This window comes from Massilia violaceinigra (genome assembly GCF_002752675.1).
GTDB classification, from domain to species: domain Bacteria; phylum Pseudomonadota; class Gammaproteobacteria; order Burkholderiales; family Burkholderiaceae_D; genus Telluria_A; species Telluria_A violaceinigra.
The window spans coordinates 5,987,410-6,006,161 of sequence record NZ_CP024608.1; the positions used below are offsets into that span (position 1 = coordinate 5,987,410).

Below are 18,752 nucleotides of genomic sequence, written 5' to 3' on the forward strand. Positions count from 1 at the left end.
GAGAAGTTGTCGGCAGGACTGGCGCACTGGACAGCGGCCTTGGCCGCGATGCCCGTCGTTCCGTGCGCCAGTGGGCCAGTCACTCGGTACGGCTTAGCAGGACGTGGCTTTGACAGTGATCACCGGCGGGGTCGCATCGGTGGCCGGGGCCACTGCCGCGACGGCTGGCTTGTAGTGCACGTAGCAGTTCAAGCCCTTGACGGTGCCCGACACGCTCAGCGGCACGATGGCGACTTCGCCGGCGACGGTGGTCGGCGTATTGGCCGAGCTTTGCGCGGTGGTGATCAGCTGGTAGTCGGTGTCTTTCAGGCCGGCTGCTTCGAGCAGGGCGGCATTACCGGCAGGGTAACCGTTGGTAACCGTCACCGAAGTGCCTTCGAGCGACACGGCCGCGGTTGGGGCGATCAGGTACTTGCCGTGCACCATGGCCGAGACGGCTTCCAGCGAACCCTTGCCTGCCTTCATGGTGGCAGCGCGCGCGTCACCGCCGAGGTCGGCGAATTTTGGCAGCGCGGTGGCGGCGAGGATACCGAGAATGACGATCACAACGATCAGTTCGATCAGGGTGAAGCCAGCTTGAGCAGTGCGAATGAACTTACCGTGGGATTGCATTTTCATGTGGATCTCCAAATTCGATTTAAGCAGTGAAATATGAGGTGCGTAACAGAAACACGACTACCGTATTCTTTAACGGCGGTTTAACTATTAACTTGAGTAAGGGCAACGGTCCGGGTTTCTGACGTACCACTCTGCTTGGCGGGGATTGTGGGCAAGCGAGTGAATTCTACCTTGAAGTTGATGCGCTTCGCAGTGCCATGTGGAAATTTTTTTTCCCCACTTATCAAGTACACCAAGGTTTTGCTTTTACGGTCGAAATACCAGTTGCCGGGACCGACCTGGGCCGGGGTCGGCGCGAAGTATTCGCCGGCATAATTGCGCGGCTTTTCAGCCAGCCAGTCGATCGGGTTTTTCCCAATGAGAGAGGGGATTTCCGCCTCTTTTCCACGGGCCTGCAACTGGCCGATCTTGAGCACCAGCGCGCTGCGCAGCACGCCGGCGAGCTGCTCCACCGCGGCCAGTTCGGCCTGTTCGCGATAGTAGAGCAAGCGTTGTAAAAGCACACCAGTCAACACCGCCATCACCACCGTGCACACCGCCATTTCCAGCAGCGAAAAGCCGCCCCGGCGCGAGCACCCCGATGACAACCTTGGCGGGGTGGCAATCTGTCTCATTTATGCAAAGCGGCTTTGCCCAAATCCCAGATCGGCAGGAAGATGCCCAGCGCCAGCACCAGCACCATCGCCCCCAGGAACACGATCATGATCGGCTCGATCTGGGCCGACAGGGTTTTCAGTTCGTAATCGACTTCGCGCTCGTACATCTGGCCGATTTCATCCATCAGATCGTCGAGCGAACCGGTTTCCTCGCCCACCGCCACCATCTGCAGCACGATCGGCGTAAACACCCCGGCCGCCACCGCCGTGCGCAAGATGCTCTCGCCGCGCTCGACGCCATCGCGCATCTGCTCCACGCGCGAAGACAGATAGGCATTGTCGACCGTTTGCGACACCACCGTGAGCGCCTGCACCATCGGCACCCCGCTCTTCATCGACAGCGCGAAACTGCGCGCAAAGCGCGCCATGGTGCCTTTCAGGATGATCTTGCCGGCAATCGGGATGCGCAGGCGCACCCGGTCCCACCACATGCGGCCCTCTGTGGAATTGATGTAGCTGCGCCAGCCGAAAAACGCCACCACCGAGAAGCCCAGCAGCGCCGGCCAGAAGCGCACCATGAAGTTCGAGCTGGCGATCAGGATGCGCGTCATCAGCGGCAACTGCGAATTGAAGCTCTCGAACACCTTCACGAACTGGGGAATGACGAAAATGTTCACCACGATCATCGCCAGCAGCATGGCGATCATCACAAACATCGGGTAGCGCGTGGCCGTCTTGACCCGTTCGCGCATGTCGCGGTCGAATTCGAGGTGGTCGAACAGGCGCAGGAACACGTCTTCCAGGCGCCCCGTCATTTCGCCCACGCGCACCATCGACAGGTAAAAATTGGAGAACACGTCCGGATGGCGGCGCATGGCCGCCGACAGTTCGCGCCCGGAATCGAGCGACTCGCGCAAGTCCTTGATGACCTTGCCGAAAGACTTGCTGATGGCCGATTCCTGCAGCCCGGCCAGCCCGCGCATGATGGGCACGCCGGATTTAAGCAAGGTGTAGAGTTGACGGCTGAACAACTGCACATCCATCGAGGTGACTTTTTTCTCGAACATGCGGTCGAGCCAGCTCTCCTCTTCGCCGCTGCTGGTGACGGCGCGGCTGGTCGGGCTGATCTCGAGCGGCGTGACGCCGTTGCCGAACAGCTGATCGGCCACGGCCCCGCTGTCGGCGCCCTCCAGCACGCCTTGCATCAGCTCGCCTTTGGCATTGCGTCCCTTGTAGGCGAAGAACGGCACGGTTTATTCCTCGATCTGGTTACTGATGCGCATCGCTTCGGACACCGTGGTGCGGCCCTGCACGGCCAGCTGCACGGCGTGGCGGCGCAAGGTTTCGCCCTGCATTTCGGCATGCGCCGCTTTCAGGAAGTGGGCCGGATCGGGGTGGTTGGCCGCGTCCACCACGGCGCGCGTCATTTCCAGCAGCTCGTACACGCCGGTCCGGCCGCGGTAACCCATGCCGTTGCAATGCGAACATCCTTTGCCGTGGAAAAACTGGGTGGTCTCGGCATGCTCGTGCAATTCCGCGCGCAGCCATTCGCGTTCGGTCGGCGTGAGCTCGTAGGTGGTGGTACAGCTTTCGCAAATCACCCGCACCAGGCGCTGCGCCAGCACCGCCTGCAACGAACTGCCGACCATATAGCGCGGCACGCCCATGTCCATCAGGCGCAGCGGGGTGCTGGCGGCATCGTTGGTGTGCAAGGTGGAGAGCACCAGGTGACCCGTCATGGCGGCGCGCAGGCCGATCTGGGCGGTTTCCTGGTCGCGCATCTCGCCGACGAGCACAATGTCGGGATCCTGGCGCAGCGCGGAGCGCAGCACGCGCGCGAACGACAGGTCGATTTTCTCGTTGACCTGCACCTGGTTGATGCCGGCCAGGCGGTACTCGACCGGGTCTTCCACCGTGATCAGCTTTTTCTCGACGGAATTGAGTTCCGCCAGCGCGCTGTACAGGGTGGTGGTCTTGCCGCTCCCCGTGGGGCCGGTGACCAGCACCAGGCCGTTGGGGCGCTGCACGATGGCGCGAAATTTTTCCACCAGGCGCGCCGGCATGCCGATCGCGTCCAGCCGCAGCGTGGTGCCGCCCTGGTTCAGCAGCCGCATGACGACCGATTCGCCGTACTGGGTCGGCATGGTCGAAATCCGCACGTCGATCCGTTGCTGCTTGACCTTGACGGCGAAGCGGCCATCCTGCGGCAAGCGTTTTTCGGAAATGTCGAGGTCGGACATGAGTTTCAGGCGCAGCGCCAGCGGCGTGGCGATCTTGATATCGGCCTCGGTTTGCAGGTGCAGCACGCCATCGATGCGGAAACGGATCTGCAGCCGCGTTTCCTGCGGTTCGATGTGGATGTCCGAGGCGCGCACCTGGGTGGCGTCGTCGAACACCGATTGCAGCAGCTTGACGATGGGTGCCTCTTCCAGGTTCGGATTGGCGGCCAGGGTGCCGAAGTCGACGAAGGTGTCGCCCAGATCCTGTTCCAGCTCGCGCGCGAAGTCGGTGATCTCGTCGGTGCGGCGGTAGATGCGGTCGATCGCGGCCAGCACCTCGGTTTCATTGACCACGGCCAGCTCGATATTGCGTTTGACCAGGCGCGCGATCTCGTCGTAGGCGAACAGGTCGGTCGGGTCGGACATGCCGATCAGCAGCGCGCCGCGCCGGTCTTCCAGCGCGATGGCGCGGAAACGCCTTGCCTGGGTTTCCGGCAACTGGCGCACGATGTCCGGGTTGGTGTTGTAAAACTTGAGGTTAATGTAGGGAATGTCGAGCTGCTTGGCGAGCGCGCCCGAAATCTGTTCCTCGGTCACGAAACCGTTTTCGATAAACACCCGGCCCAGTTTGCGGCCGGTGCGTTTCTGATCCTGCAACGCCGCACCCAGCTGTTCTTCGGATAACAGGTTTTGCTGGACGAGGATTTCGCCGAGGCGGACTTTTTCTGGGCGTGCCATGAAGACCCTTGTTGAAGTTGCTTGTCTAGTGAATAAGACGGGCTTCGCTATCCTCCGCACCGTCACTCCCGCGCAGGCGGGAATCCAAGTTTGTTTCCCGACTGTGCAGCCAAACTTGGGCTCCCGCCTGCGCGGGAGCGACGGCTCACGCAGAAAGCCGTCGAACTATTCTATTCCAGAAACACTCGTTTTTTACATTCACAATGATTTTGTGTCGTACTAACGTGCAACCATTGTGCAAGCGACACTGAATGCGCTACAGTCGGAGCGTCGCTCCCTGTCAACCTTGCCACCTCTGCCAACATTGCCAACATGAGCACACCCGCGCTGCGCTTCCGCCAGTTAGTCAAACGCTACGCCGGCACCCCGGTACTGGAAGGCATCGACCTCGACATCGCGGCGGGCGAATGCGTGGGCCTAGTGGGGGTGAACGGCGCCGGCAAGACCAGCCTCCTGAAATGTCTGTTCGACTTCGTCTCGTTCGAGTCCGGCAGCATCGAGATCTTCGGCCACGGCCACCGCCTCGCGCAAGCGCGCCGTCCCCTCGCCTTCCTGCCCGAACGCTTCATGCCGCCCTACTACCTCACCGGCGCCGAATTCCTGAAATACATGGCCAAACTGCACGGCAACACCTACGACATCCACGCCGCCCACGCCATGTTCGACGCGCTCGACCTCGACCATGCGGCGTTGTCCATGCCGGTACGCAAGCACTCCAAGGGCATGACCCAAAAGCTCGGCCTGGCCGCCTGCTTCCTCGCCGACAAACAAGCCTACGTGCTGGACGAACCCATGAGCGGCCTCGACCCGAAGGCGCGCGCCCGCCTGAAAGAGCGCCTGTTGCACGCGCGCAGCCAGGGCGCCACCGTGTTTTTCAGCTCGCACGCGCTGGCCGACATCGACGAACTGTGCGACCGCATGGCCATCCTGCACGGCGGCCAGCTGCGCTTCATCGGCACCCCCGCGGCCTGCCGCGAGGCCTACGGCGCCGCCACGCTGGAACAGGCCTTCCTCGCATGCGTGCACTAAACCCCATGTATCACCAGCACTTCGGCCTGCACCAGTCGCCCTTCGGCATCACGCCCAACCCCGCCTTCTTTTACGCCGGCAATACGCGCGGCGAGATTCTCGACGCCCTGCTTTACGCGGTCGAGCACGGCGAAGGCATCATCAAGGTCACGGGCGAAGTCGGCAGCGGCAAGACCATGCTGTGCCGCATGCTGGAAAACCAGCTGCCGCCGCACATCGACGTGATCTACCTGGCCAATCCCACGTTGAAAAACACCGAGGTCGCCTACGCCATCGCCGGCGAACTCGAACTCGACGTCACCGGCAAGCGCATCGACGAAGTCACGCGCATGCTGCAGGCCGACCTGATCGCCCGCCACAGCGCCGGCAAGCAGGTGGTGCTGCTGGTCGAGGAAGCCCAGGCCATGCCGCTCGAGACGCTGGAAGAGGTGCGCCTGTTCTCCAACCTGGAAACGGCGCGCCACAAGCTGCTGCAGATCGTGCTGTTCGGCCAGCCCGAGCTCGATGAGCACCTGAACCTGGCCAGCATGCGCCAGTTCAAGGAACGCATCACCCACAACTTCGTGGTGCCGGCCATGCCGCCCGACGTGATTCCCGACTTCCTGGCATTCCGCCTGCATGCGGCCGGCTACAACGGCCCGGCCGTGTTCAGCGCCGCCGCAACCAGACAGATCGCGCGCGTGTCGCAAGGCATCGTGCGGCGTATCAATATACTGGCGGACAAAGCCCTGATGGCCGCCTACATCGACGAATCCGACCTGGTCGAAGCGCGCCATGCCAAAGCGGCCATCGCCGATTGCGCTTTTGCCGGCAGCGGCCGCCCTAAGGGCAGGACCTTGGCCCTGGCCGGCCTCGGCGCGGCCATGCTGGCGTTGCTCGCGTGGCTCGTTTCGCGCAGCATCTTCTTCCATTAGACGTGCAGCAATTGCCCCACGCTTACTTTTCCGCCATTATTGTGTCATGGCACTCACGAGCGCACCAATGACCCTGACTAAATCCGTTTCCCCCTGGAGTACCGCGGGCACCGCCATCTGTTGCGCCTTGTTGAGCGCGTGTGCCACGCCCACCCTGCCCCGTTCGCCGTCGCATGTGACCCAGGCGCCCCCGGCGGCCGGACGGATTCCCGATCCGGTCATGCACAGCGCGCCGCTGCCGCCGCCCAAAGCCACGCCCAAGGCCGAAACCTACAGCGTCACGGTGCACAAGGTGCCGGTGCAGTCGCTGCTGTTTGCGCTGGCGCGCGACGCCCGCCTGAATGTCGACATTCACCCGGGCATCGAAGGTACGGTGACCCTCAACGCGCTCGACCAGACCCTGCCGCAGTTGCTGACCCGCATTTCGCGCCAGGTGGACATGCGCTACGAAATCGACGGCGCCACCCTGACCGTGCTGCCCGATACGCCGGTGTGGCGTAATTACAAGGTCGATTACGTCAACATGGCGCGCAGCACCAGCAGCAGCGTCAACATCGCCACCCAGATTTCGACCACCGGCGGCGGCTCGAGCACCCCCACGCTCACCAACGCCAATGGCAGCACCAGCGGCGGCGCGGCCGCGGCCGGCGGATCGGGCAACAATAATTCGACCACCTCGGTCACCAACCGCTCGGAAAACAATTTCTGGGGCAGCCTGGAAAAGAATATCCGCGACATGCTGCGCGAAACGACGCTGGGCGACGCGCCGAGCACGATCTCGTCGGCCGCGCCCCCACCCGCGCCGGGCGCCGCCCAGCCGCAGCCGGGCCAGCCGGCCCAGCCCACGCCGCCAGCCGTGCCCGACAACGTGCTGGCCGCCTTCAATGCCTCGTCCAGCGAGCGCCAGCGCAACGCGCCGTCGGTGATCGTCAACGCCGAAGGCGGCTTGCTGGCGGTGCGCGCGACCGGGCGCCAGCACGAAAAGATCCAGCAATTTCTCGACATCGTGCTCGGCAGCGCCAAGCGCCAGGTGCTGATCGAAGCGACCATCATCGAAGTGCGCCTGTCCGACCAGTACCAGCAGGGCATCAACTGGAGCCGCCTGCACGGCGGGCTGACCCTGACCCAGAAACCGGTCGGCGGCACGCTGCCCGGCTCGAACGTGGCCATCGGCACCACGCCGGGGCTGTTTTCGATCAATTACATCAATCCCACCTCGGCGCTGGGCAACATCACCACCGCGATCCAGCTGCTCGAATCGTTCGGCAAGGTCAAAGTGCTGTCCAGCCCCAAGATCAGCGTGCTGAACAACCAGACCGCGATGCTGAAAGTGGTCGACAACAACGTCTTCTTCACCATCAAGGTCACGCCCGCCGTGATCGGCGTGAACGGCAACGTCACCACGCCCGCCACCTACGAATCGAAGCTCGAAACCGTGCCGGTCGGCTTTGTGATGAGCGTGACACCCCAGATTGCCGACTCGGACGAAGTCACCCTCAACGTGCGCCCGACGATCACCCGCATCGTCGGCTACGTGACCGACCCCAACCCGGCGCTGGCCGCCGAAAACGTGATCAGCCAGGTGCCGGTGATCCAGGCGCGCGAAGTCGAATCCATCCTCAAGGTCTACAGCGGCGACATTTCCGTGCTGGGCGGGCTGATGCAGGACTCGGTCGACAACGCCAAGGATGCGGTGCCGGGCGCGGGCGTGCTGCCGGTGATCGGCAATTTCTTCTCGTACCGCAATGAGAAAGTCAGCAAGACGGAGCTGGTGATCTTCATCCGGCCGGTGGTGGTGAAGAATGCCAGCATCAACGGCGACTACAAGGATTACCGCTACCTGCTGCCCGACACCAGCGGCGCCGTGTCGGAGCCGTACTCCGAACCCGTGCGCGGAAAGGTGAACTGACCATGAGCCTCCTGATGCAGGCCATCAAGAAAGCCGAACGCGCCAAGCAAAACCATGCGCCCGACGAGGAACTGGCGAAGCCCTCCGAAGCCTACGACGAGGTACTGGCGCTGGCGCCGCATGAGCAGGCCACATCCGCCGAGCCGCTGACCCTGTCGCCGCTCGACGCGGCGCCGGCCGCCGCGCGCGCCGAACCGTCCATCGATGTCGCGCCCGAGGCGCCGCGCATGGCCATTCCGGACCCGCAGGCCGAACCGCCGGCGCCACCGCCACCGCCACGGCGTGCGCGCAATGCCCCGCCACCGCCGCCACCACGGGTCAAGGCCCAGAAGCGCGCCATGGCGCGCATGGACGCGCGCACCATCCGCATTGCGGTCCTCGGCAGCATCGCCCTGCTGATCGCCGCCGTGTTCGCGTATATTTACTGGAACGCCGTGTACGGTCCAGGTTCCAGCCGCCACCTGCCGATGGTGCCGATGCCGGGCCAGAACCAGAGCGCCGCGCCGGATCCCGGCGCTGCCGTGCCCGGCGTGCCCGTCATCGCCGCCCAGCCCGGTGCGGACGTCCCCATTCAAGCGGCGCAGCCGGTCCAGCCCTACGTTGCGCAAGCGCCGGCGCCCTCGTCGCGCGACCAGATTCCGCCGGACGAAGCGATGCGCCTGCAGCAGTTGCAGCAGCAACAGCCGCCTGCTCAAGCCGCGCCGCGCCCATCCACCGCGCGCGCGCCGGCAGCCGCGGCCGACAGCAGCGGTATCCGCGTGGCACGCTCAAGCAAGCCGGAGCAGATCAATCCATCGCTCCAGAACGGTTTTACGGCCTACAACAATGGCGACCTGCCAGCCGCGCGCCAAAGCTACCAGACCGTGCTGCGGCAAGACGCGAACAACCGCGACGCCCTGCTCGGCATGGCCGCCCTCGCCGCCCGCGACAACCAGGCCGAGCAGGCTGCAAGCATCTATGCGCGCCTGCTCGAGCTCGACCCCAACGACAACGATGCGCTGGCCGGCCTGACCAGCGTGCGCCAGGGCGACCCGGCCCAGTCCGAAGGGCGCCTGCGCCGCGTGGTCGAGCGCAATCCGGAATCGGGCCCGCTGCTGTTCGCCCTGGGCAACCTGTACGCGCGCCAGGGACGCTGGCCGGAAGCCCAGCAGCATTATTTCCGCGCCTATTCCGCCAGCCCGAACAATGCCGACTACGCCTTCAACCTGGCCATCGGCCTGGACCGCCTGAACCAGGGGAAACTGGCGTTGACCTATTACCAGCGCGCGGTGGAACTGGCGCAGCGCGGCGCCGTCAATTTCGACCGTGCCGCGGCCGCCACCCGCGCACGCGAACTGGGCGGGCAATAAGCGCATGTCGGAACATGCAAAATTCCCTCTCGGCAAACTGCTGATCCAGAAAGGGGTCATCAGCGAAGACCAGCTGCGGATCGCGCTGATCGAACAAAAGCGCAGCAGCGAGCCGCTCGGCAAACTGCTGATCACGCTCGGCTTCGTCACCGAAGCGACGGTGCGCGAAGCGCTGTCCGAAAACCTGAACCAGCAAAGCGCCGACCTCACCAGCCTGGTGGTCGACGCCATCGCGTTGAAACTCATCCCGAAGGATGTGGCCAAGCGCTACCGCGTATTCCCTATCGTCTACGAACGCGATACCGACAACCTGATCCTGGCCATGGCCGACACCAGCAACATCGTCGCGCTGGACCAGATCAGCGCCATGCTGGTCAAGGGCATTACGATCGCGCCGGTGCTGGTCAACGAATCGGACATCGCGCGCGCCATCGACCAGTATTACGGCTTCGAGCTGTCGATCGACGGCATTTTGCTCGAGATTGAAACGGGCGAAGTCAATTACTCCGCCATGGCCGCTACCACCGACGAATACAGCCAGCCGATGGTGCGCCTGATGGACGCGCTGCTGGCCGACGCGGTGCAAAATGGCGCGTCGGACATCCATTTCGAGCCGGAACAGAGTTTTCTGCGCATCCGCTACCGCATCGACGGCATCCTGCGCCAGATCCGCAGCCTGCACAAATCGTACTGGCCGGCGATGGCGGTGCGCCTGAAGGTGATGAGCAATATGAACATCGCCGAATCGCGCGCGCCGCAGGACGGCCGCATTTCGATCAAGTTCTCGGGGCGCCAGATCGACTTCCGGGCCTCGGCCCAACCGACCACGCACGGCGAAAATTTTGTGCTGCGCGTGCTCGATCGCCAGAAGGGACTCGTGCCGCTGGATGGCCTGGGGCTGGGCGAGGACGAACTGCACCTGCTCAAACTGATGATCGCCCGTCCGCACGGCGTGATCCTCGTCACCGGCCCGACCGGCAGCGGCAAGACCACCACCCTGTACTCGATCCTGAACCACATCAATACCGAGAGCGTCAACATCATGACGCTGGAAGACCCGGTCGAGTACCCGATGAACATGATCCGCCAGACCTCGATCAACGAGTCGGCCAAGATGGGTTTTGCCGACGGCATCCGCTCGATGATGCGCCAGGACCCGGATATCATTTTGGTGGGCGAAGTGCGCGACAGGGAAACCGCCGAAATGGCGTTTTCGGCCGCCATGACCGGCCACCAGGTCTACACCACCCTGCACACCAATTCGGCCATCGGCTCGGTGTCGCGCCTGCTCGACATCGGCATCCTGCCCGACATCATGGCCGGGAACATCATCGGCATCATCGCCCAGCGCCTGGTGCGGCGCCTGTGCCAGGTGTGCAAGACCGAATCGGTGGCCGACGCGATGGAGCGCCGTTTGCTTGGCCTCTCGGCCGAGGACCCGGCGGCCACCATCTGCCAGGCGGCCGGCTGCGAAGCCTGCGGCCACCAGGGCTACAAGGGCCGCATGGCGATCATGGAACTGCTCAAGGTGAACGCCGACATCGACGAAGCCATCGCCCGCCGCGCCTCGCTGCGCGAACTGAAAGACACCGCGCGCGCCGCGGGCTTTCGCTCGCTGGTCGACGATGGCATGCGCCGGGTGCTGGAGGGCGCCACCTCGCTCGACGAAGTGGCGCGCGTGGTCGACCTGACCGACAGGCTGGCCTGATGCCGCTGTACGCCTACCGCGCGATGGACCTGGCCGGCCAGATGGTGCCCGGCGCGATGGACGCGACCAACAGCGCCGACCTGGAACTGCGCCTGCGCCGCATGGAACTCGACCTGATCGACTTCCGCGTGGCCGGACAGAGGGCGGTCGCCTTCGGCAAGCGCGTGGTGCGGCGCGCGGACCTGATCAACTTCTGCTTCCACATGGAGCAGCTCACCGCCGCCGGCGTGCCGATCCTGGAAGGCCTGGGCGACCTGCGCGACTCCACCGACCACCCGCGCTTTCGCGAAATCGTCACCGACCTGATCGAGTCGATCGAAGGCGGCCTGACCCTGTCCGAAGCGCTGCGCCACCACGACGAAGTGTTCGACAACACCTTCACCAGCCTCATTACGGCCGGCGAATCGAGCGGCAAACTGGCCGAGGTATTCCGCAACCTGTCCGAGAGCCTGAAATGGCAGGACGAACTGGCCGCCCAGACCAAGAAAATCATCACTTACCCGATCGTGGTCGCGGTCGTGGTGCTGGGCGTGACCTTCTTCCTGATGATCGTGCTGGTGCCGCAACTGACCTCGTTCATCAAAAACATGGGCGGCGAACTGCCGTTCCACACCAGGGCGCTGATCGCCGTCTCGAATGTCTTCATCCACTACTGGTATGTCTTGCTCGCCCTGCCGCTGCTTGCGTACTTTGGCGGACGCGCATGGCTGCGCCGCAGCGACAGCGCGCGCATGCTGGCCGACGGCCTGAAACTGCGCCTGCCCCTGATCGGGCCCGTGCTGCACAAGATCATCCTGGCGCGCTTCGCCACCTTTTTCGGGCTGATGTACGGCTCCGGCATCACCATTCTCGAATGCATCCGCCTGTCCGAAGGCATCGTCGCCAACCGCGTGGTGGCGGTCGGCCTGCAGCGCGCCGCGCAATTGATCTCGGACGGCCAGAGCGTCACGCTGGCGTTCCAGAACAGCGGCATCTTCCCGCCGCTGGTGCTGCGCATGCTGCGCGTGGGCGAGGCCACCGGCTCGCTCGACAACGCCCTGCGCAACGTCAGCTACTTCTATAATCGCGAAGTGAAGGAAATGATCGAGCGCGTGCAATCGCTCATCGAACCGGCCATGACGGTCACGCTCGGCCTGCTGCTGGGATGGATCATGCTGTCCGTGCTGGGACCGATCTACGACACCATGAGCCAGTTGAAAACCTGAGGATGGCAGTGCTGCCCAAACAATTATTCTATGTGACGAACGACCGGCTGTGCGCCTTCGACTGGCGCGCCGGGGCGCTTGCGCCCGGGCCCTGCTTTTCGGCCGACCGTGACGGCATGGACGCCTTCGCGCGCTACCTCGATGGCGCGCAAGGCACACGCGCCTGCCTCGTGGCCGACCTGGTCGAAGAAGACTTCCAGCGCTGCCTGCTGCCGCACGTGAGCGGCCGCGCCGGGCGCACCCTGGTCGAACGGCGCCTTTCGCACGCCTTCCGCGACACGCCGTTCCGCCACGCCGACATCCAGGACCGCGACAGCGAAGGCCGGCGCGACGACCACACCGTGTTCTCGGCCCTGACCAACGCCGCCATGGTGCAGCCATGGGTGGGCGTGATGGAGCAGAACAAGATCCCGCTGGCCGGCCTGTATTCGGCCGCCCACCTGTCGGCGAAGCTGGTGCGGCGCATGGGCATCGCCCAGAACCATCTGCTGCTGATCGCCGAACAGGGCGGCGGCCTGCGCCAGAGCTATTTCCAGGGCCCGTACCTGAAATTTTCCCGCCTGACGGTGCTGGCGGCGCACGACGATGTCATCGACGCCACCGCGTTAGAGACGGCCAAGATGCAGCAGTTCCTGACCAGCACCCGCCTGCTGGGACGCGGCGACATGCTGCATGTGGTGGTGCTAGCGCCCTCGGCGCGCGTGGCGGCGCTGGAACAGCGCTGCGAAGACGATCCGGAACTCGCCTACCACTTCATCGACATCGACAGCGCCTGCGCGCGCCTGAAACTGGCCGGCGGCGTGGATACGGCCGAACAGCTTTTGCTTGGCCTGCTGGGCCGTGACTCCCTGCCCAGCCAGTACCCGCCCGGCGCGGCCGGCCGCTTTTACCAGCTCTGGCGCGCGCGCCTGGCGCTCAACTGCGCCAGCGCCGCGATCGCCGCCGTCGGCGCCGTCTGGCTGCTCGCCAGCCTGTGGGGCAGCGTGCGCGATGGCCAGGAAGCCACGCGCCTGCTGGCCGAGGCGGCGCAGTACGATGCGCGCTACCGCGCCATCATGGCCACCTTGCCGCCCACGGCTGCGCGCAGCGCCAACATGAAGGCAGCGGTGCAGCTCGACCGCCTGCTCGGCGCCACCGCCCCCGCCCCGGCGCCGCTGGTGGCGCTGGTGAGCCGCTCGCTGGAGCGCGCACCCGCGATCCGCCTGCTGGCGCTGGACTGGCAGGTGCAGCAGCCGGTGCTGGCCCAGACTGGCGCCGGCGCCGGCGCCACCCTGGTCGCGCCAGCCGCCGGCGACACCACCGATCCGATGGCGGCCAGCGTGGTCGGCCTGCCGTCGGCGCCGGTGCAGGTGCTGCGCATCGACGGCGAAATCGAGGTCGGCCCATCGGACTACCGCGCCATAGTCGACAGCGTGAACCAGTTCGCCCTCGACATGGCCGGCAATCCCGGCGTGGCGGTGCATATCGTCGAAGCGCCGCTCGATGTGCGCCAGAGCGTCAAGTTAAGCGGCAAGACCGACGCTGGCGACAGCGGCGTCAAGCCCCGCTTCGTCATCAACGTGACATGGAAACCATGATGGCCAAGCCGAACGCCCTGCGCGCCAAGCCGGCCGACGCCAAGGTACCCACCTGGCGCGACGAACTCGGCATGATCGGGGCGAGCGCCAGACTGTGCGCCGGCGTGCTGGGCGCCGCCGTGCTGCTGGTGGGCGCGGCCACCTGGTACGGCGCGCAGAAGGCGGCATCGCTGGCGCAGGCGGCCCAGGTACGCGGCGCGGCGGCCAGCCGCTTCCAGAATGTGGAATCGGAAAAGCAGGACATCGCCATTTACCAGCCACGCTTCATGGAACTGCAGGCGGGCGGCCTGATTGGCGACGAAAACCGGCTGGCGTGGATCGAGACGATCAAATCGATCCAGGGCACGCGCAAGCTGGTCTCGGCCAGCTACGACATCGAACCCCAGCAGGCGCTTGCCTTCAGTGTCCCGATGGCGCTGGGCGACTACCAGCTGCGCGGCAGCCGCATGCGCGTGGAACTCGGGCTGGTGCACGAACTGGACCTGTTCCACTTCATCGACGACCTGCGCGGCGCCGGACGCTTCACGGTCCAGGACTGCAAGCTGAAACGCACCGACGCACCGGCCGAAGCGATTGGGGTGGCGCGCCTGACGGCGAACTGCACCCTGGTGTGGCTGACGCTCGGCGCCACGCCGCAGCCGGATGCGTCCGCGCCCGCGAAAGGATGGCCATGAAATCCACCACGACCGCCTGCGTGCTGCTCTTCGTCACCCTCACCGCCCAAGCCCAGACGGCGCCGATGGGACGCCTGTTCACGACGCCGGCCGAACGCCACCAGCTCGATATCCAGCGCGGCCTGGTCGCCGCACCGCCAGTGCCTGTGGTGGAAGCGGCGCCCGTGCCGCAGCCGATGACCGTGAATGGCTTCGTGCGGCGCAGCAGCGGCAAGTCGACCGTGTGGGTGAATAACGAGGTGCAGGAAGGCGCGCGCAACCGCTTCAGCGGGCCGGCGCAGGCGCCGCGCGTGACGCTGACGCTGCCCTCGGGCCGTAAGGTCGTGCTCAAACCCGGGCAGAGCGTGGACATGAACGCCGGCACCGTTACCGACGTCGACAAGCCATGACGCGCGCGCAGCAGGGATTCAGCCTGGTCGAAATGGCAGTGGTGCTGGTGATCGTGGGGCTGATGATCGGCGGGTTACTGACCCCGCTGGCGGTGCAGATGGAACAGCGCAAGATCAGCGACACCCAGAAAACCATGGACGAAGCGCGCGAAGCGCTGATGGGTTTCGCGCTGCGCAACGGCTACCTGCCCTGCCCCGCCGTCTCGCCGGTCAACGGTCTGGAAGACCGCAACGGGGCCACCTGCCGCGACGGCAAGCGCCAGGGCGTGCTGCCGTGGGCCACGCTTGGCCTGCCCAAGCTCGATAGCTGGGGACGCGCGTTCCACTACAGCGTCTCGCCGGCCTACAGCAACAGCCAGACCATGTTCACGCTGCAGACCGCGCGCGACATCACCATCGGCACGCGCGACGCGCGCGGCAACCTGGTGGCGGCGACCGGCATCAACGATATTCCGGCGGTGATCGTCTCGCACGGAAAAAACGGCGCCGGCGGCTTTGGCGACACCGGCGTCCGCAGCCTCGACACGAGCAGCACCAACGTCGACGAACGCACCAACGCCGGCAGCGCCGGCATCGCCTTCGTGGCGCGCACGCCGAGCGACAGCCCCACCGCGCCGGGCGGCGAGTACGACGACCTGGTGATCTGGCTCTCGCCGAATGTGCTGTTCAACCGCATGGTTGCCGCCGGAACGCTGCCGCGCTAGGCCATGCTGGGACCCATCTTCACGATAGCCTTATACACCGTGCTCGAAGCGCTGCGCAACCGCATCGCCTGGGTGCTGGGCGGCCTGGCGGTCGGTGCGGTCGCGCTGGGCGGCTTCGTGGGCCAGCTGGCGCTGACCGAAAGCGCCGCGCTGCAAGCGGCCCTGCTGGCCGCATTGCTGCGGGTGTGCTGCGTGCTGCTGGTGGCAGGTTTCGTGGCCACCAGCGTGGTGCGCGAAGCGGCCGACAAAGGCCAGGAACTGCTGCTCGCCCTGGCCATACCGCGCGCCGCCTACGTGCTGGGCAAGCTAGCCGGATTCGGTCTGGTGGCGCTGCTGCCCGCGCTGCTGTTCGGGGTAATGGCTTTGATGCTCGCGCCGGCCGCATGGTGCGCCGCGTGGGCCGTCTCGCTATGGTGCGAATTGTGGATCGTCGCCGCGTTTTGCCTGCTGTGCGTGCTCACGCTCGGGCAGGTCATGGCGGCGCTGGCGGCCACCTTGGCGTTCTATCTGCTGGCGCGGGCGATCGGCAGCCTGCAAGCCATGGCGCAGGATGCGGCGCAGCTGCCGCGCATGGCCATCGACGCGCTGGCGGCCGTGCTGCCGCACCTGGACCAGTTCACGCGCAGCGAATGGCTGGTGTACGGCGGCGCGCAGCTGGCGCCTCTGCTGGCGCAGAGCGCGATCTATGTCACCTTGCTGGGGGCCGCCGCGCTGTTCGATTTTTACCGCAAGGATCTGTGATGGCCGCGCGCGTGCCGCTGCCGGTGACGCTGCTGCTGGTGGCCGCGCTGGCGCTCCAGGTGGGCTATCAGGCCATGCGCGCGCCGCAGCCCCCGACTGCGGCCGGCCTGGAGCCAGCGCCTCCGCTGGCCGTGCTGCGCCTGGCCAGCCTGGGCGAACCGGTGGCGCTGGCCAAGGCCATGACCGTGTACGTGCAAGGCCAGGACGAGGCGGCAACGCCGCTGGGCGCCATCGATTACAGCGCCTTGCGCACGTGGCTCGATCGCATCGTCGAGCTCGACCCGCGCGGCCAGGCGCCGCTGCTGGCGGCCAGCCAGGTGTACAGCGCCAGCGCCGACCCGGCGCGCACCCGCATCATGCTCGATTTCGTCCACCAGCGTTTTGGCGAAGACCCCGACCGGCGCTGGCCGTGGCTGGCGCATGCGGCGCTGGTGGCGCGCCACCGGCTGCACGACCCCGCGCTGGCGCGCCAGTATGCGCACGCGATCCGCACCCGTACCACGGCCGGGGTCCTGCCCGCGTGGGCGCGCCAGATGGAGCTGTTCATCCTCGACGACATGGGCGAGGACGAGAGTGCAAAGACGCTGATCGGCGCCATGCTGGCCAGCGGCCAGGTCAGCGATCCGCGCGAGCTCGCGTTGCTGGAACAGCGCCTGCACAACATTTCGGTGCGCCAGCGCCGGGTCCATCCTTGATACGCTAGAATAATACGCAGCTGCCGTCACAACAGAGAGAGCCCCATGCAACGACAACACGGATTCACCCTCGTCGAAATCGCCATCGTACTGGTGATCATCGGCCTGCTGCTGGGCGGCGTGCTCAAGGGACAGGGGCTGATCGACAGCGCCAAGGTCAAGAACATCATCCAGCAATCGAACTCGCTGTCGGCGGCGGTGAACGCCTACCAGGACAAATTCCGCGCCCTGCCCGGCGACGACGTGCTGGCCACCACCCACGTGGCCGGCGCCACGGCCAACGGCAACGGCGACGGCCAGATCACCGAATACCTGTCGGCGCCACAGCACCTGGCGCTGTCCGGCTTCATCACCGGCGCCTACAACGGCACCACCGATTTCATGACCAGCGCCCAAGGCGGCGCGGTCTACATCTACAACGACGCGGTGGGCGGGCGCAGCGGCAATGGCTTGCGCTTCGACAACCTCCCCGACTCCTTCGCCCAGCAGCTCGACAGCAAGCTCGACGATGGCGTCGCCACCACCGGCGCCGTGCGCGCGACCGCCCCGTACACCAACACCGGCAGCATCGTCACCCGCACCGCCCTGTTTTTCTGAACCGACCACAAGAACCCATGCTTCCTACTTCCCAGCGCCGGCGCATCTTCCTGATGCGCCATGGCAGCGTTACCTATTTCGATGCCGCCGGCAAACCCTTTCTTCCCGAAACCGTCCCGCTCAACGAGCAGGGCTGCGCGCAAGCGCGTGCCGCCGGACAAGCCTTCGCCGCCGAAGGCGTCCAGTTCGACCGTGTGATCGTCTCCGGCCTGCCGCGCACGGTGGAAACGGCGACGCGTGTGCTGGGCGCGACCGGCCAGGGGATCGACATCGAGATCTGGCCCGAGTTTGAAGAAATCCGCGGCGGGCGCCTGTCGACAATCGCCGACGCCGACCTCAAGGACGCGTTTACGGGCGCGTTTGAAGGCATGGTGGGTGAAGACAAGCGCTTCCTCGGGGGCGAATCGGTGGGGCAGCTGATGGACCGGATCCACCCGGCGGTGACGCGCCTGCGGGGCCAGGACGACTGGGACACGGCCTTGCTGGTGCTCCATGGCGGCGTGAACTGCGCGATTTTATCGTTGGCGCTGACGGGCCAGCGCATGTTCCTGGGTGGGCTGTCGCAAACGGCCGGCTGCATCAACGCGCTCGACGTGGGTGATGCCGAGGCTGACTGGGTAGTACGCTTCGTCAACTATTCCCCGCCCGCCCCGCTGCAAACCGACACCCGCAGCACTACGATGGAACAGCTGTACGACCAATACCGCCTCTCGCGCTGACTGCCCCCAACAACATTTCTTAACCGGGGTCAGAGCTCTCATTTCTTAACCGGGGTCAGAGCTCTAACATTTCTTAACCGGGGTCAGAGCTCTGACTCGAAACATTTCTTAATTGAGCTCTGACCCCGGTTGTATGAGTTACGGAAAATTCGGCGCGAGATTGTTAGGAAATAGCTTCATCGATCCCTCGTAGTGGCGAATCTCCAGCTCTACCAAGGGCAAATCGCGGATTCACTATGCGTTTAGTCGCACAACCGGGGTCAGAGCTCTGACTAGCAACATCTTGCGCGTTTTCCGCGTTCTGCCGTCGCCTGTGCAACTATTGCTAGTCAGAGCTCTGACCCCGGTTGTGCGCCTGTGGAAAAATTAGT

General features: G+C 65.3%; 18 protein-coding genes. 14 read left to right on the forward strand and 4 right to left on the reverse strand.

Features of this window, described 5'->3' with window-relative positions; all coding sequences use genetic code 11:
- Window positions 1-93 precede the first annotated feature (93 nt).
- The 4 genes from CR152_RS34900 to CR152_RS25690 all read right to left on the reverse strand — a co-directional run bounded on the left by CR152_RS34900 (window position 94) and on the right by CR152_RS25690 (window position 4,171).
- Entirely contained in the window at window positions 94-618 is a 525-nt protein-coding gene (locus CR152_RS34900; protein ID WP_307718597.1) for a type II secretion system protein, read from the reverse strand.
- An 80-nt stretch (window positions 619-698) separates the two neighbouring features.
- Window positions 699-1,232 carry a type II secretion system protein gene (locus tag CR152_RS25680; RefSeq protein WP_157778735.1) on the reverse strand — a complete coding sequence of 178 codons (534 nt, stop codon included), beginning with the start codon at window positions 1,230-1,232 and terminating at the stop codon, window positions 699-701.
- The gene (locus CR152_RS25685) at window positions 1,229-2,464 is read right to left on the reverse strand and encodes a type II secretion system F family protein (RefSeq protein WP_099879729.1); all 1,236 of its coding nucleotides are present in this window, start codon (window positions 2,462-2,464) and stop codon (window positions 1,229-1,231) included. The genes CR152_RS25680 and CR152_RS25685 overlap by 4 nt, the downstream gene beginning before the upstream one ends.
- A gap of 3 nt (window positions 2,465-2,467) precedes the next feature.
- On the reverse strand, window positions 2,468-4,171 hold the full coding sequence (locus tag CR152_RS25690; RefSeq protein WP_099879731.1) for a GspE/PulE family protein: 1,704 nt from the start codon (window positions 4,169-4,171) through the stop codon (window positions 2,468-2,470).
- A 312-nt stretch (window positions 4,172-4,483) separates the two neighbouring features.
- Between CR152_RS25690 and CR152_RS25695 the strand changes: the two genes are divergently transcribed.
- The 14 genes from CR152_RS25695 (at window position 4,484) to CR152_RS25760 (ending at window position 18,381) form a co-directional block, all read left to right on the forward strand.
- Complete coding sequence (locus tag CR152_RS25695) at window positions 4,484-5,200, forward strand: ABC transporter ATP-binding protein (RefSeq protein WP_099879733.1); 717 nt, start codon at window positions 4,484-4,486, stop codon at window positions 5,198-5,200.
- Window positions 5,188-6,114: an ExeA family protein gene (locus CR152_RS25700; protein WP_229413588.1), complete on the forward strand. Its 927-nt coding sequence runs from the start codon at window positions 5,188-5,190 to the stop codon at window positions 6,112-6,114. Before CR152_RS25695 ends, CR152_RS25700 begins: the two co-directional genes overlap by 13 nt.
- A gap of 67 nt (window positions 6,115-6,181) precedes the next feature.
- Window positions 6,182-8,023 (forward strand): pilus (MSHA type) biogenesis protein MshL, encoded by a 1,842-nt coding sequence (locus CR152_RS25705; protein ID WP_099879737.1) that lies wholly within the window; start codon window positions 6,182-6,184, stop codon window positions 8,021-8,023.
- Between the two features lie 2 nt (window positions 8,024-8,025).
- On the forward strand, window positions 8,026-9,372 hold the full coding sequence (locus CR152_RS25710) for a tetratricopeptide repeat protein (protein WP_099879738.1): 1,347 nt from the start codon (window positions 8,026-8,028) through the stop codon (window positions 9,370-9,372).
- Between the two features lie 4 nt (window positions 9,373-9,376).
- Window positions 9,377-11,080: a GspE/PulE family protein gene (locus CR152_RS25715; protein WP_099882781.1), complete on the forward strand. Its 1,704-nt coding sequence runs from the start codon at window positions 9,377-9,379 to the stop codon at window positions 11,078-11,080.
- The gene (locus CR152_RS25720; protein ID WP_099879739.1) at window positions 11,080-12,285 is read left to right on the forward strand and encodes a type II secretion system F family protein; all 1,206 of its coding nucleotides are present in this window, start codon (window positions 11,080-11,082) and stop codon (window positions 12,283-12,285) included. The genes CR152_RS25715 and CR152_RS25720 overlap by 1 nt, the downstream gene beginning before the upstream one ends.
- A gap of 32 nt (window positions 12,286-12,317) precedes the next feature.
- Window positions 12,318-13,862, forward strand: coding sequence for a hypothetical protein (locus CR152_RS25725; protein ID WP_208640207.1), 1,545 nt, complete (start codon window positions 12,318-12,320; stop codon window positions 13,860-13,862).
- Window positions 13,850-14,536 (forward strand): hypothetical protein, encoded by a 687-nt coding sequence (locus CR152_RS25730; protein WP_157778736.1) that lies wholly within the window; start codon window positions 13,850-13,852, stop codon window positions 14,534-14,536. Before CR152_RS25725 ends, CR152_RS25730 begins: the two co-directional genes overlap by 13 nt.
- Complete coding sequence (locus tag CR152_RS25735; protein WP_099879744.1) at window positions 14,533-14,925, forward strand: hypothetical protein; 393 nt, start codon at window positions 14,533-14,535, stop codon at window positions 14,923-14,925. Before CR152_RS25730 ends, CR152_RS25735 begins: the two co-directional genes overlap by 4 nt.
- Complete coding sequence (locus CR152_RS25740) at window positions 14,922-15,629, forward strand: type II secretion system protein (protein WP_099879746.1); 708 nt, start codon at window positions 14,922-14,924, stop codon at window positions 15,627-15,629. The genes CR152_RS25735 and CR152_RS25740 overlap by 4 nt, the downstream gene beginning before the upstream one ends.
- A 3-nt stretch (window positions 15,630-15,632) precedes the next feature.
- Entirely contained in the window at window positions 15,633-16,370 is a 738-nt protein-coding gene (locus CR152_RS25745) for an ABC transporter permease (RefSeq protein WP_099879748.1), read from the forward strand.
- A complete protein-coding gene (locus tag CR152_RS25750; protein ID WP_099879750.1) occupies window positions 16,370-17,065 on the forward strand; it encodes a hypothetical protein in 696 nt (231 codons plus the stop codon). The genes CR152_RS25745 and CR152_RS25750 overlap by 1 nt, the downstream gene beginning before the upstream one ends.
- Before the next feature lie 45 nt (window positions 17,066-17,110).
- Window positions 17,111-17,662, forward strand: coding sequence for a prepilin-type N-terminal cleavage/methylation domain-containing protein (locus tag CR152_RS25755; protein ID WP_099879752.1), 552 nt, complete (start codon window positions 17,111-17,113; stop codon window positions 17,660-17,662).
- Window positions 17,663-17,679: 17 nt separating this feature from the next.
- Window positions 17,680-18,381, forward strand: a complete 702-nt coding sequence (locus CR152_RS25760) for a histidine phosphatase family protein (RefSeq protein ID WP_229413589.1) — start codon at window positions 17,680-17,682, stop codon at window positions 18,379-18,381.
- Window positions 18,382-18,752: the final 371 nt, after the last annotated feature.

Coding starts and splice junctions, on each gene's coding strand:
- CR152_RS25745 (WP_099879748.1), top strand. CDS start 15,633: ATGCTGGGACCCATCTTCACGATAGCCTTATACACCGTGCTCGAAGCG.
- CR152_RS25695 (WP_099879733.1), top strand. CDS start 4,484: ATGAGCACACCCGCGCTGCGCTTCCGCCAGTTAGTCAAACGCTACGCC.
- CR152_RS25710 (WP_099879738.1), top strand. CDS start 8,026: ATGAGCCTCCTGATGCAGGCCATCAAGAAAGCCGAACGCGCCAAGCAA.
- CR152_RS25740 (WP_099879746.1), top strand. CDS start 14,922: ATGACGCGCGCGCAGCAGGGATTCAGCCTGGTCGAAATGGCAGTGGTG.
- CR152_RS25715 (WP_099882781.1), top strand. CDS start 9,377: ATGTCGGAACATGCAAAATTCCCTCTCGGCAAACTGCTGATCCAGAAA.
- CR152_RS25760 (WP_229413589.1), top strand. CDS start 17,680: ATGCTTCCTACTTCCCAGCGCCGGCGCATCTTCCTGATGCGCCATGGC.
- CR152_RS25735 (WP_099879744.1), top strand. CDS start 14,533: ATGAAATCCACCACGACCGCCTGCGTGCTGCTCTTCGTCACCCTCACC.
- CR152_RS25705 (WP_099879737.1), top strand. CDS start 6,182: ATGACCCTGACTAAATCCGTTTCCCCCTGGAGTACCGCGGGCACCGCC.
- CR152_RS25680 (WP_157778735.1), bottom strand. CDS start 1,232: ATGAGACAGATTGCCACCCCGCCAAGGTTGTCATCGGGGTGCTCGCGC.
- CR152_RS25700 (WP_229413588.1), top strand. CDS start 5,188: ATGCGTGCACTAAACCCCATGTATCACCAGCACTTCGGCCTGCACCAG.
- CR152_RS25720 (WP_099879739.1), top strand. CDS start 11,080: ATGCCGCTGTACGCCTACCGCGCGATGGACCTGGCCGGCCAGATGGTG.
- CR152_RS25755 (WP_099879752.1), top strand. CDS start 17,111: ATGCAACGACAACACGGATTCACCCTCGTCGAAATCGCCATCGTACTG.
- CR152_RS25750 (WP_099879750.1), top strand. CDS start 16,370: ATGGCCGCGCGCGTGCCGCTGCCGGTGACGCTGCTGCTGGTGGCCGCG.
- CR152_RS25730 (WP_157778736.1), top strand. CDS start 13,850: ATGGAAACCATGATGGCCAAGCCGAACGCCCTGCGCGCCAAGCCGGCC.
- CR152_RS25690 (WP_099879731.1), bottom strand. CDS start 4,171: ATGGCACGCCCAGAAAAAGTCCGCCTCGGCGAAATCCTCGTCCAGCAA.
- CR152_RS34900 (WP_307718597.1), bottom strand. CDS start 618: ATGAAAATGCAATCCCACGGTAAGTTCATTCGCACTGCTCAAGCTGGC.